Annotated in this window: 11 protein-coding genes; 5 read left to right on the forward strand and 6 right to left on the reverse strand. The window is 66.6% G+C overall.

Translation table 11 applies throughout. From position 1 onward, the window contains the following. Nucleotides 1-8 precede the first annotated feature (8 nt). The gene (locus tag ABZW16_RS07000; protein ID WP_354953069.1) at nt 9-992 is read left to right on the forward strand and encodes a YafY family protein; all 984 of its coding nucleotides are present in this window, start codon (nt 9-11) and stop codon (nt 990-992) included. On the opposite strand, the gene ABZW16_RS07005 is transcribed toward ABZW16_RS07000, so the two are convergent. Next, complete coding sequence (locus tag ABZW16_RS07005) at nt 982-2,166, reverse strand: epoxide hydrolase family protein (protein ID WP_354953071.1); 1,185 nt, start codon at nt 2,164-2,166, stop codon at nt 982-984. The two genes, ABZW16_RS07000 and ABZW16_RS07005, sit on opposite strands and share 11 nt — an antisense overlap. 63 nt (nt 2,167-2,229) lie before the next feature. On the opposite strand from ABZW16_RS07005, the gene ABZW16_RS07010 reads away from it, so the two are divergent. Continuing rightward, a complete protein-coding gene (locus ABZW16_RS07010) occupies nt 2,230-3,192 on the forward strand; it encodes a YafY family protein (RefSeq protein ID WP_354953198.1) in 963 nt (320 codons plus the stop codon). Nucleotides 3,193-3,607: 415 nt separating this feature from the next. Here the strand turns inward: ABZW16_RS07010 and ABZW16_RS07015 are convergent, their stop codons facing one another. The 4 genes from ABZW16_RS07015 to ABZW16_RS07030 form a co-directional block, all read right to left on the reverse strand. Continuing rightward, entirely contained in the window at nt 3,608-5,059 is a 1,452-nt protein-coding gene (locus ABZW16_RS07015) for a gluconate:H+ symporter (RefSeq protein ID WP_354953073.1), read from the reverse strand. A gap of 92 nt (nt 5,060-5,151) precedes the next feature. Continuing rightward, nucleotides 5,152-5,787 carry a bifunctional 4-hydroxy-2-oxoglutarate aldolase/2-dehydro-3-deoxy-phosphogluconate aldolase gene (gene eda, locus ABZW16_RS07020; RefSeq protein WP_354953075.1) on the reverse strand — a complete coding sequence of 212 codons (636 nt, stop codon included), beginning with the start codon at nt 5,785-5,787 and terminating at the stop codon, nt 5,152-5,154. Next, nucleotides 5,784-7,397, reverse strand: coding sequence for a D-aminoacylase (locus ABZW16_RS07025; protein ID WP_354953077.1), 1,614 nt, complete (start codon nt 7,395-7,397; stop codon nt 5,784-5,786). Before ABZW16_RS07025 ends, eda begins: the two co-directional genes overlap by 4 nt. A 4-nt stretch (nt 7,398-7,401) precedes the next feature. Next, entirely contained in the window at nt 7,402-8,694 is a 1,293-nt protein-coding gene (locus ABZW16_RS07030; protein ID WP_354953079.1) for an amino acid deaminase, read from the reverse strand. 88 nt (nt 8,695-8,782) lie between these two features. Between ABZW16_RS07030 and ABZW16_RS07035 the strand changes: the two genes are divergently transcribed. The 3 genes from ABZW16_RS07035 (at nt 8,783) to ABZW16_RS07045 (ending at nt 11,190) form a co-directional block, all read left to right on the forward strand. Continuing rightward, entirely contained in the window at nt 8,783-9,886 is a 1,104-nt protein-coding gene (locus ABZW16_RS07035; RefSeq protein WP_354953081.1) for a sugar kinase, read from the forward strand. A 117-nt stretch (nt 9,887-10,003) separates the two neighbouring features. Then, nucleotides 10,004-10,780 (forward strand): IclR family transcriptional regulator, encoded by a 777-nt coding sequence (locus ABZW16_RS07040; protein ID WP_354953083.1) that lies wholly within the window; start codon nt 10,004-10,006, stop codon nt 10,778-10,780. 2 nt (nt 10,781-10,782) lie between these two features. Continuing rightward, nucleotides 10,783-11,190: a RidA family protein gene (locus tag ABZW16_RS07045; RefSeq protein WP_354953085.1), complete on the forward strand. Its 408-nt coding sequence runs from the start codon at nt 10,783-10,785 to the stop codon at nt 11,188-11,190. A gap of 382 nt (nt 11,191-11,572) precedes the next feature. Here ABZW16_RS07045 and ABZW16_RS07050 read toward each other — a convergent pair whose 3' ends face one another. Continuing rightward, a complete protein-coding gene (locus tag ABZW16_RS07050) occupies nt 11,573-12,562 on the reverse strand; it encodes an AraC family transcriptional regulator (RefSeq protein ID WP_354953087.1) in 990 nt (329 codons plus the stop codon). Between the last annotated feature and the right edge of the window lie 71 nt (nt 12,563-12,633).

Consider the following 12,633-nt stretch of genomic DNA (forward strand, 5'->3'; position numbering starts at 1 on the left):
CTCGAATTATGCGAGCGAGTCGACTGGTGCAGCTATTGCTCCTGCTGCAGACCCGCGGCCGGACCACAGGGCCGGAGCTCGCGCGCGAGCTCGAGGTATCGGTGCGCACGGTCTATCGCGATATCGAGGCGCTCTCCGCCGCTGGCGTGCCGATCTACAGCGAACCGGGACGCGCGGGCGGCGTGCAGCTGGTCGACGGCTACCGAACCCGGCTGACCGGTCTCACCACCGAGGAGGCCGATGCGGTATTGCTCGCGGGACAGCCCGCCGCCGCGGCGGACCTCGGACTCGGCACGGTACTGGCCACCGCACAGCTCAAGGTGCTGGCCGCACTGCCACCCGAATTGCGCGGCCGGGCAACGCGAATCGCGGAGCGCGTGCATGTGGACGCGGCGGGCTGGTTCCATCGACCCGACGAAACACCAACGTTGGCAACGGTTGTCGATGCGCTGTGGCACGACCGGCGACTGGATATCCGCTACCAACGCAAGGACCGCGCCGTCGAACGCCGCCTGGATCCGCTCGGCCTGGTATTGAAGGCCGGGACCTGGTATCTCATCGCACGCGACCGGTCGGCAGTGCGTTCCTATCGCGTCGGCCGGATCACCTCCGCCGAGCCGACCGGTGAATCATTCACGCGCCCACAAGGTTTCGACCTCGCCGGGCATTGGTCGGCGTCGGCCGACGATTTCGCGCGCTCAATGTTGCGGGTGCGGGCGCGCTGCCGGATCGCGGCATCGCATGTGCAGCGGCTGCGATTGACGAATGAGCCCGCCGCGGTCGCCGAGGCCATGGCCTCCGCGACCGCACCCGACGCCGAGGGGTGGATCGAAGTGACGATCCCATCGGAGTCCTTCGAGGTGCTGGCGGGCGCCCTCCTCCCGCTCGGCGAATTCTGCGAGGTCCTCGACCCGCCCGAACTGCGCGACCGGCTCGCCGCAACGGCATTCGCCATGGCCGAGCGCTACCGGGGCACGGCCGCTACCGAATGAGTCGGCGCAGTGCACGGAAGAACGCGCGCATATCGTCGATCAGCAGATCCGGTGCTTCCATTGCCGCGAAGTGACCGCCCCGGTCATATTCGGTCCAGCGCACGATATTGTGCTGCTGCTCGGCGATCACGCGAATGGAATTGTCACCGGCGAATACCGCCGCGGCCGTCGGCACGCCGGAACTCCGCAAGGCCATCCCCCACGAGTCCCCCTCCCCGTACAGCCTGATCGAGGAGACGAAGGTCCGGGTGAACCAATACAGGCTGACATTGGTGAGCAGCGCATCGCGATCCACCGCGGCATCGGGCAATTCGAGTGACGGATTGGTCCAGCGCTGGAAGATATCGACGATCCAGGACAGCAGCCCCGCGGGCGAATCGTGCATACCGATCGCCAGGGTTTGTGGGCGTCCCGCCTGCACCATCGCATAGCCGTAGCGGGTGTAGCTCTGGCTGCCGGTGAGTTTGTCCAGCTTCGCCCGATCCTCCGGGCTGTACTCCGGTTCCCGAACCTGTGCATCGGCATTACCGTCGTCCCAGGACGGCAGCGTAATCGGCCCGTTCACATGGATTCCGACTACACGGTCGGCCGCAATCCGTCCCAGCTCGGTCGAGACGAAGAACCCCGCGTCGCCGCCCTGTGCGCCATACCGGTCGTAGCCGAGCCGCGCCATCAGCTTCGCGACCACCTGTGCGAACCGCTCGGTCGAACCGTCCCCGACCTTCGGCCCGGCCGCCGAGAATGCGAATCCGGGCAGCGATGGAATGACCAGATGGAACGCATCGGCCCGATCACCACCGTGCGCCCGCGGATCGCTCAAAGGTCCGATCACATCGAGGAATTCGATGAACGAGCCGGGCCACCCGTGGCTCAATACCAGCGGCATGGCATCGGGTTCGGGCGAGCGGATATGCAGAAAGTGCACCTGCTGCCCATCGATATCGATGACGAACTGCGGCAGCCGGTTCAGCCGTGCTTCGACTGCCCGCCAGTCGTATTCACAGCGCCAGTACTCGGCGAGGTCGCGCATATACGAAATCGACGCGCCCCTATCCCAACCGGCGCCTGGGATTTCGTCCGGCCACAGGGTATTCGCCAGCCGGGCGTGCAGATCGTCGATCTGCACCTGCGGGATATCGATGCGGAAGGGGCGGATGTCGTGTTCGGTGCTCATGCAAGCGACGATATGACCCGCTTAGGACAGGATCGTTCCTAAGCCTCTGGCATGCTGGATTCCGTGTTGGAGACCTCGGCACGCCTGCTCAAACTGCTCGCCCTGCTGCAGACCCACCGCGACTGGACCGGCACCGAACTCGCCGAACGGCTCGGCGTCACCGGCCGCACGGTCCGCCGCGATGTGGATCGGCTGCGTGAACTCGGCTATCCGGTGCACGCCACCCAGGGCACCGCGGGCTATCGGCTCGGCGCCGGGGCCGCGCTGCCGCCGCTACTGCTCGATGACGAGGAGGCCGTCGCGGTGGCGGTCGGATTGCGCAGCGCGTCCGACGGCACCGTGGCGGGCATCGAGGAGGCATCGCTGCGCGCACTGACCAAACTGGAGCAGGTGCTGCCGCCGCGCCTGCGCCATCGGGTCCGCACCCTGCGTGGCGCGACGGTCCGGGTCGGGGCATCGGATGCCACGGTCGAACCGAATACCTTGATGGCCATTGCCGAGGCCTGTCAACGGCACGAACGGCTGCGCTTCGATTATCGAGCGCACAGCGGCACCACGACCCGCCGCTCGGTGGAGCCGCACAGTCTGGTGCACTTCAGCAGGCGCTGGTACCTCGTGGCGTGGGATGTCGACCGCGGCGATTGGCGAACCTTCCGAGCGGACCGCATCACGCCACGCACCCCGACCGGCCCGCGCTTCACCCCGCGTGAACTGCCGGAAGGCGATGTCGCGGTGCACCTTTCGCTGCGACTGTCCTCCCGCGCCTGGCCGTATCAGGCAATTGCGCTGCTGCACAGGTCCGCCGAGGCGGCCGCGGCGAATGTCTGGCCCGGTATGGGCGTCATCGAGGCCGTCGACGACCACAGCTGCCAACTCCACGTCGGTGCCGACACTCCGGAAGCACTGGTCTGGATGATCACCTCGACCGATATCGACTTCACGCTGCTCAGCGCTCCCCCCGAACTCGTCGCCGCCATCCGCGCCCAAGCCAACCGCTGCACAGTCGCCCTGCGCAATTTCGAATGATCCGCACTCGACTCAGATCGAGCACCAACCCACGCGTTTTGAACCGATGGCGGCACCAGCCCCACAGCCGCACCGGTACCGACTCCCGTTGGGTGACAGCACCGACCGTGCCGCGATGATCTGCGCTGACGGCTTACCCTCGTGGTCGGGCATCGGGTCAGATCACCGTCCGCCGCAGCGACTTTCGCGAACAAGACCGCATGGGCTCCGCTCTCGGGCACACCTCCTGCCCGAGATTCGATGTCATCATCTGCACCGTAGCACCGACCAGCACGGCAATGGGCGTGCACCACGTCGGTCGCCCGGATTGGCGAACCGTCTTCGCCTATCTCGATGGCATCGCGCCACACGAATCGGCCAGCCCGGCACGAGGATTCGACCCGTGCCGGACTGACGCCATCTGTCCGACCTTCACTCAGCTGACGATCGCGAACAGCACCGCGGCGACCGCGAAACTCACCACGGAGAGCACGGTTTCCAACACCGTCCAGGTCTGTAGAGTCTGCTTCACACTCAGGTTGAAGTACTTCGAGATGATCCAGAAGCCACCGTCGTTCACATGACTGAGGATGATCGAGCCCGCCGCGATGGCCATGGCGATCAGCGCGATCGCCAGCTGTGAGTACCCGTGTCCGGCGACCAGCGGTGCGACGATGCCGCCGGTGGTCACAATCGCCACGGTGGCCGAGCCCTGCGCGATGCGCAGACCACAGCTGATGATGTAGGCGAGCACGATCACCGGCAGCCCGGCGGCCGACATGGTGTCGGCGAGCGCGGTACCGATTCCGGTGGCGGAGATGACCTTTCCGAAGAAGGCGCCCGCACCGACCACCAGCAGCAACATGCCGACCGGCTTGAGTGATTCCGCGGTGAGCGTGCTGAGTTCCTGCACGCTCGAGCCGCGGCGCACACCGAGCAGATAGAAGGCGACGAGTACCGCGATCAACAGCGCAACGGCGGGCGTACCGAGGAAGGTCAACACCTGCAGCAGTTGCGAATCCTTGGCCAGCCATTGGGTGCCGAAGGTCGCACCGAGGATGAGCACCAGCGGAATCGCGATGATGCCACCGATGAGCACGACCGACGGCGCGCGGGTCTCGGTCCGCGTCGAACCGGGATCCGTTGCGGTGCCGGGGCCTTCCCCCTTCGCTTCGACCGGTTGATCGGGTCGGACCAGGAATTCGGCGGGCACCTCCACCTGGACCCGCTTGCCGATATAGGTGCCCCACACCAGGCCAGCCGCGATGAATCCGGGTATGCCGCAGACGAACCCCATAATGATCAGCCACCCGAGACTCACTCCGAGCAGGCCACCGAGCGCCACCGGTCCGGGATGCGGCGGGAGAAAGGCGTGGGTCATGGACAGACCGGCCAGCATCGGCATCGCGTACAGCACCAGCGACCGCCCGCCGCGCTTGGCGGCCACATAGATCAGCGGCGCCAGTACGAAGATGCCGATATCGAAGAAGACCGGGATGCCGAAGATGAGCCCGAGCAGACCCATGGCCACCGGCGCGCCCTTGGCGCCGAAGATGCTCAACAGCTTGCCGGTCAATACATCCGCACCACCGGAGCGTTCGAGAATCGCGCCGAGCACCGTGCCGAGGCCGATAATGACCGCGATATGCCCGAGGATGCCGCCGAATCCGGTCTCCAAGAGCGAATCACCGGGCTTGATCGCCGTGCCGACGATCTTCGACACCGGTAGTCCGGCGGCCAGGGCCAGACCGAGTCCGGTGAGCAGCAGCGCGATGAACGGCTCCAGCTTGACCTTGATAATGGCGAACAGCAGTACGGCAATCGCGAGACCGCACAGCACCAGCAACCCCGGGGTGGTGGTGCGCAGCCAGTCGACAGTGGCGTTCATGCCCGTGCCTCGCTGACGCTCGGCCCGGGCATACGCCGCTGGGCACTGGGTGGAATTGTTCGCTCGCTGCGCTCCCTCACCGTGGGTACCTCTCAATTCATGGATCGAACGAATGACGCCGCGCGCGAGGCGATTTCGGACCATCGGCCCGCGGCGACGTCGGATGGGGCCACGACATCGGTACCCGCGGTCACGGCCACGGCTCCGTTGGCGAGGAATTCGGCGGCATTGCCCGCATTGACGCCCCCGGAGGGAATGAGCGCCACATCGGGGAAGGGGCCGCGCAGGTCTTTCAAGTAGCCGGGGCCGAGTGCCCTGGCCGGGAATATCTTCACCGCGGCGGCGCCGAGATCGAGAGCGGTGAGCACCTCGGTGGGAGTGAAAGCACCCATGACGACCGGGATGTCGCACTCGGCCGCGACGGCCGCGACCTCGGCACGCACGCCGGGAGTGACGAGGAACCGAGCCCCGCTGTCGATCGCGGCCTTGGCCTGGTCGGCGTGCAGCACGGTCCCGACACCGACGACCGCGCCATCGACGGCCGCGGCCACCGGCAGGTAGTCGAGCACGCCGGGGGTGGTGAACGTGAGTTCCAACGTGCGAATCCCGGAGCGCGCCAAGGCATCTGCCAGTGCAGCCGGATCCGGAATCTCGGGCGCGCGAACCACACTCAGCACCCGGTCGGCGCGAATGACTTCCAGGGCGCCGAGACCGCCATTGGCATTCAATATGTCTCCTTCCGCGAGGCATCCATCCGCAGCGCACGCCCGGCGAGTTTGCCGGTAGGCGAGCCGTTTTCGATGGCGAACTCCCCATTGACCAGCACATGCGCAATCCCACGCGCCTGCTGCTTGGGGTTGTCGAAGGTCGCGGTATCACTGATCGTCGACGGATCGAACAGCACGAGATCGGCGGCGTATCCGGTGAATACCTGCCCGCGGTCGCTCAGCCGCAGCCGCTCGGCGGGCCGTCCGGTCAGATGATGCACACACTCCTCGAGTGCGAGCACCCCGAGTTCACGGACATAATGGCCCAGATAGCGCGGAAAGGTGCCCCACGCGCGTGGATGCGGCCGATCGCCGACGAGCAGTGCATCACTGCCGCCCATATGCCCCGGATGCGCCATGATCGCGCGCACGTTCTCCTCGTGCCCGACGTGCTGGAGGATGGTGGTGGCCAGCTGATCTCGGCGCAGCAGTTCGAAGAACACCTCGACCGGTGCGCGATCACGATCGGCCGCGATCTCGGCGACCGTCCGGCCGACGCACTCCCCCAACTCCGGGTTGGCGACGCCACTGATCTGAATGGTCTCCCATTCGACCGTGACTCCGTGACAGCCGTCGGAACCATTCACATTGACGTCAAAGGCGATTCGCGCACGCATCTCCGGATCATCGATACGGGCCAGCGCCGCATCCGGGCCACCGGACATCGCCCAACTCGGCAGCAGGGCCGACAGCGTCGTCGAGCCGGGCAGATACGGATAGGTGTCGAGGGTGATATCGCACCCCTCGTCCCTTGCGGCATCGATCAATGCCAGAAATTCCGGTGCGCGCCCGCGGTTCACGCTGAAGTTCATGGTCGCGTGCGTGAAATGCAGTGCGCACCTGGTATTCCGAGCCAGGCCGATCATCTCGGCATAGGCCGCCAACGCCCCCTTGCCGTAGGAGCGGGTATGCGGCGCATAGAAGCCGCCGTACTCGGCGACGACCTCGCACAGTGCCGCCAACTCCGCGGTGTCGGCATACATTCCGGGGGTGTAAGTGAGACCGCTCGACATCCCGACCGCACCCTCGCGCAGTCCCTGCGCCAGCAGTTCACGCATGCGCCGGATCTCATCGACGCTGGCCGGACGCTGTTCACTGCCGACGACCAGCAACCGCAGCGTGCCCTGCGGCACGAGGTAGGCGGCATTGGGTGTAATGCCCTGATCCAGCCGGTCCAGATACTCCCCGACTGTGCGCCAGGAGAAGTCGAGTTCGCCGGGGTTGCCGTTCCACCCGGCGATCTGCCGCCGCAGCACCGACAGCGCGGCGTCATCGATCGGGGCGTAGGAGAGCCCGTCCTGTCCGATGACCTCCGTGGTGACGCCCTGGCTGATCTTCGGGAAATGACCGGGATCGGTGAGCAGATGCAGATCGGAGTGTGCGTGCATATCGATGAAGCCCGGCGCGAGCACCGCACCGGGCGCGGCATCGATGAACCGCGCCGCCGCGGTGATGGTTTCCGGTTCCGCGATCGTGGTGATGCGTCCCCGGTCGATGGCGACATCGGCGCGGAAACGCGGCGCTCCGGTGCCGTCGATGACGTCGATATCGCGAAACACTAAGTCCGTCATGGCGTCAGAAGAAGGTGTGCACGAGGTCGACAACGCGCGGCCGCTCGGCATCGGCATCATCGATGACCGGGATCAGCCGCCACTTGTCGAAGGCCGTGCACGGATGCGACAGCCCCAGCCGCACCACACTGCCGATGGGCACATCGGTGGGCGCACCGCCCGGCAGCCGCAGGAAGGTGTGCTGATCGTTGAGCGCGCTGACATGTGCGTCCGGATTCAGTGGCCCCTCCGGTCCCGCAACGAATTGCGGGACCGGAAGCCCCTCATCGAAGGGAAGATCGCGCTTCCCCGCATCCAGGAGCGCAAGCTCCGCCTCGGGTCGCGAGACGGTGCGCGCCCACCCGTGCATCGCCGAGCGCAGCGGCCGTTCGCTGCGCGGTGCGGCCAGCGGTGAGATACCCGCGTAGAAACCGTCGTCGTGGATGATGTACGCACCCGAGCGCAGCACCACCGTGGTCGGAACACCTTGTGCGCCTCGTTCATCGACGAGCCCGGAGAGACATTCGACGACCAGGTCCGGGTAGGCGCTACCGCCTGCGGTGACGATCGCCCGATCCGGATAGCGACCGGCCGCGGCGAGTTCGCGGTGCAGGCGAGCGACTTCGTCGAGGTAATGCCGAACGGCGTCGATACCGTCCGGAGTCCGGTCGTGCGCAAGCGCGGCCTCGTATCCGCCGACTCCGGCCAGCGTCAGCCACTCGGACTTGCCGACCGCCTCCGCGATCGCATGCGCCTGCTCGACGGTTCGGGCACCCGTACGGCCATGCGGCCCACCGAGTTCGACGACCACCCGAATGCGCACATCACCCGACAGCTGCTCGTCCATCAACGCGACCGACTCGACGCAGTCGACCCAGCAGAGGAATTCGAACTCCGGATCGCGCGCCAATTCCTCAGCGACCCAGCGCAATCCGACGGGATCGACCAGCGAGTTGGCCAGCACGATCCGCTCGACGCCGAATGCACGGGCCACCTGTACCTGCCACACGGTGGCCAAGGTGATGCCCCAGCTACCGGCGGCCAATTGCTGGGCCCATAGCTGCGGCGCCATCGTGGTCTTCCCGTGCGGCGCCAAGCGCATGCCCGCAGCCGCCGCCCAATCGGCCATGACCGCGACATTCGCCGCGACGGCGGCGCGATCGACGGTCAGCACCGGTGTCTCGAACTCATCGAGGCACGGCGCGGCGGCCAGGAATTCCCGGACTGTGCGGCCCCACGCCGCGGGCGGCAGACCCTTGTGCTCCGGACCGAGCGTCCGATCCGCCAGTGCAGCAACGGCTTTCTCATCAATCGCCATGTCGCTCCTTCCCGCGGAATCGTCTCCGCTGAGCCATATCTGCCATGCATTGCATATTTTGCAACGCTTGTTGCACATCGTGTTCAGTGTGGTTATTCTGCACTGGATGGCCGGTGGCCGCAAGGGCAGAAGGGAGATCGATGTGACGTGGGCTACTACGTCGCCCCGCCCACGGGCGGTGACCATCGGTGAGGGGCTCGCCGTTCTGGTGGCGCGCCCCGGTCCGCTGGAGGACTCGGACAACTTCGAGCGAACCGCGGGCGGCGCCGAGGCGAATGTGGCGACGGTGCTCACCCAGCTCGACGTGGACGCCGCATGGATCTCGCGGGTCGGCGACGACGGCTTCGGCCGGTACCTGACCGGACATCTCGCGGCACGCGGAGTCGATGTGTCCGCGGTCGTCACCGATCCCGCACGCCCCACCGCGGTCTACGTGAAAGAGCGCGGCAGCGGTTCGGGCAAGGCCACGGATCTGGCCGAACGCGCCAGCCGCATGCTCTACTACCGCACCGGTTCCGCCGCCAGCGCACTGTCCACCGCCGATCTCGCGGCCACTGCGGCGGCAGGTCTGCTCGAACGCTGCGATGTCGTGCACTGCACCGGAATCACCACCGCACTCTCGGAATCCGCGACCGAGCTCACCGAAGCCCTGGTCACACTGCCGCGCCGGGACAGGCTGGTCAGCTTCGATCTGAATTACCGTCCGGCACTGTGGGCCGGACGCGCGGCGCAGGCCGCCGAGGTGCTGGCCCACCACGTGCGCGGCTGCGATGTGGTCTTTCTCGGCGCCGATGAGGCCGGTGCGGTCTTCGGCGAAGACGACGCCGACCGATTGCGCGCACTGTTCCCGCAGCCGCGACATCTGGTGGTCAAGAACAATGAGCATTCGGTCACCGGATTCTCCGGTACGGAGCGCGTCGAAGTGCCCGCCCTCGAACTGGAGATCACCGAGCGGATCGGTGCCGGCGACGCCTTCGCGGGCGGCTACCTCGCCGCCCTGCTGCACGGACGTCCGCTGGCGCAGCGCCTGCGCTTCGGCCATCTGTGCGCCGCCGGCGCACTCACCGGCACCGGCGATATCGCCGAACTGCCCTCGCCGCGGGCCTTGGAAGTCCTGGCCGACCTCGACGAGTCCGCTTGGGGGCGTGTGCATTACCGCAGAGACGTGTTGGCCGAGAATGTGACGTCATGAACGAGCGAACAATGAACACAGCCGAGCACTCGCTCGTGACGGAGCCGAGCGCCAGCGAGGCGCAGTCATGAGCGAGCGATTCCAGAACACAGCGTCGGCGACGAATAGGGCACGGTCATGAGCCAGAGTCTGTTGCGTGCGTTGACCATCCTGCTCTCGCTCGGCGAGGACGCCCGGTCATTGGATCAGCTCGCGGCCGAACTCGGCGTGCACAAGTCGACGGTGCTGCGGCTGCTGCAGACCATGGAGTCCCAGCGCTTCGTCACCCACGACAGCCAGCACCAATACGTGCTCGGCTCACGGCTTTTCGAGCTCGCCAACCGGGCACTCGAACAGCGTGACGTCCGCACCCTCGCGCGCCCGCATCTCAGTGCGCTGAATTCCGCCACCGGCCAGACGATCCACCTGGCCACCTACGAATCCGGCGAGGCCATCTACATCGACAAATTCGATGCCATCCAAAGCGTCCGCATGTACTCACGGATCGGTCGCCCCGCCCCACTGCACTGCACTGCGGTCGGCAAGGTGCTGGTCGCCGCGCAACCGCGCGCCGAGTGGCGGGTGATCGCGGAACGCATCGACTACCGCGAATTCACCGACCGCACCATCCGCACCCCCGAACGCTATCTCGCTGAGCTGGAACTCGTTGCCGCACAGGGCTATGCCGAAGACCACGAGGAGCACGAGAGCTTCGTCAACTGCATCGGCGTCCCGGTGCGCAATGGCACGGGGACGGTGGTCGCGGCGGTCTCCATGTCGGTACCGGACATGCTGCTCGACCACGACCAGGTGCTTGCCGAACTGCCGCGGGTGCGCGCCGCGGCCGACGCCATCTCCGGCGAACTCGGCTGGACTCCAGTCCACACCGCACACCCGACCGCAACGAAAGGTTAGTCATGAGTGAGAAGATCGCCGTCCGCACCACCGACGCCCCCGCACCCGCCCACACCTTCTCCCAGGGCGTGCGCAAGGGACCGTTCGTCCAGGTCTCGGGTCAGGGCCCGGTCGATCCGGCGACCAACGCCTACCTGTTCCCCGACGACGTTGCCGCCCAGACAATTCGGACCCTGCAGAACGTCAAGGCCATTGTCGAGGCCAGCGGCGCCACCTTCGACGATGTGGTGATGCTGCGCGTCTACCTCACCAAGCGCGAGGACTTCGCCATCATGAACGACGCCTACGGCGAATTCGTCACCGCCAACACCACTAGCGACGTACTGCCCAGCCGCACAACGGTATTCACCGGCCTCCCACGTGCGGAAATGCTGGTCGAAATCGACGCACTCGCGATCGTCACGGAGTAACCGCTAGCCCGAATTCCCGAGGCCGTGTTGCGAAGTATGGTGTGGGTGCTTGATGGGCGTTGTCAGCAATCTCGAAGCCATTGGTTGATGGCGGCGATGTGAATGGTGGCCAGGTAGCGGATTGCGAGTTCTCGTATCTGGTTGCGACGGTACGGTTTTGCTTCAGCGGGTTGATGCTGCGTTCGACTGCGTTGCGGTCGCGGTAGAGGCGGGCGGCCGGCCATCGGCCGAGCCCCGGTTGCGGCGGTTGGTGATCTGGTTGGCGGGGATCAGGATGGTCGCGCGGATGCCACGGCGGCGTAGCCAGGCCCGGTTGGCGCGTGCGGAGCAGGCCTCGGCCAGCACCCGATCCGGGCGCGACCGTGGCCTACCGAGGCCCCGGCTACGGCGCGCCGGCGGCGGTTGCGGCATTCTTACCGGTCCGGGGATGCCCGTCGGCGGCAGTTCGGCGGTAGGCGCCCGGCGGGATGCCGAACTGGCGGGCGAAGGCCTTGCGGAAGGCTACCTCGGATGTGTATCCGAGCCTGGCGGCGACCGCGGGGACCGTTGCGCCGGTTCGCAACAGGCGCGCGGCATGCTCCATGCGCCATTGCGCGGCATAGTTTATCGGGGATTCGGCCACCAGTTCGGTGAACCGTGCCGCGAACTGCGAGCGGGACAGGGCTACCGCCGCGGCGAGTTCGGCCACTGTCCATCGGCGTTCCGGCGCCTGGTGGATGAGGCTCAGGGCCCGTCCGATGGCGGGATCGTTCAAGCCGCGCAACCAATTTCGGCTGTTCGCCGACTGCTGCTCCAACCACGCCCGGATCATGTGGATGAACAGGATCTCGGTGAGCCGCCGCAGCACCGCCTCGGTGCCGGGACGCTGCGAGCGGGATTCCCGCGCGATGAGGGCCACGATGTCGGCGGTCTCCGGTGACAACCGGCCGTCGGCGCCCCGGATGTGCATCACCGCGGGGAGTGATCCCAGCAGCTGGCGGTGCCGACCGCGAGCGAGCCGCAACACCCCGCAGAGCATTACCGTCGCGGTCCCGTCGCCGGCGAACGGAAAGACGTGATGTGGCCGGCTCGGCTCGTATTCCAGTCGCACGGTGCGGCCCGGACCCGAACCCGGATCGTCGGCCAGCGCATGCGGGTCGCCATGTGGAAAGACGATCAGGTCCCCCGCGCCGACCTGGACCGCGGCGTGCCCGTCGACGAGTAGGTAACCGCCGGCGCCGCCCAGCACGTGGAAGATGCTGTCGGGGCTGGCCTGGAAATCGAAACGCCACGGTGTGGTGGCCTCGGTGCGGGAGTGCAACCAGCCCCGCAGCTCCATGGCACTCAACACGTCAGTGAGCACATCTATCGCAATGTCCGGACGATCTGACATATTTTCAGGATTGCACGGCATGGAAACCCTGCCAAGGGGTCTATAGCTTCGGTACTCGTACCATCCGATAG

It is taken from the genome of Nocardia sp. NPDC004604 (assembly GCF_040609795.1).
Taxonomy (GTDB): Bacteria; Actinomycetota; Actinomycetes; order Mycobacteriales; family Mycobacteriaceae; genus Nocardia.

Coding starts and splice junctions, on each gene's coding strand:
- ABZW16_RS07000 (WP_354953069.1), top strand. CDS start 9: ATGCGAGCGAGTCGACTGGTGCAGCTATTGCTCCTGCTGCAGACCCGC.
- ABZW16_RS07005 (WP_354953071.1), bottom strand. CDS start 2,166: ATGAGCACCGAACACGACATCCGCCCCTTCCGCATCGATATCCCGCAG.
- ABZW16_RS07015 (WP_354953073.1), bottom strand. CDS start 5,059: ATGAACGCCACTGTCGACTGGCTGCGCACCACCACCCCGGGGTTGCTG.
- ABZW16_RS07025 (WP_354953077.1), bottom strand. CDS start 7,397: ATGACGGACTTAGTGTTTCGCGATATCGACGTCATCGACGGCACCGGA.
- ABZW16_RS07030 (WP_354953079.1), bottom strand. CDS start 8,694: ATGGCGATTGATGAGAAAGCCGTTGCTGCACTGGCGGATCGGACGCTC.
- ABZW16_RS07040 (WP_354953083.1), top strand. CDS start 10,004: ATGAGCCAGAGTCTGTTGCGTGCGTTGACCATCCTGCTCTCGCTCGGC.
- ABZW16_RS07045 (WP_354953085.1), top strand. CDS start 10,783: ATGAGTGAGAAGATCGCCGTCCGCACCACCGACGCCCCCGCACCCGCC.
- ABZW16_RS07050 (WP_354953087.1), bottom strand. CDS start 12,562: ATGTCAGATCGTCCGGACATTGCGATAGATGTGCTCACTGACGTGTTG.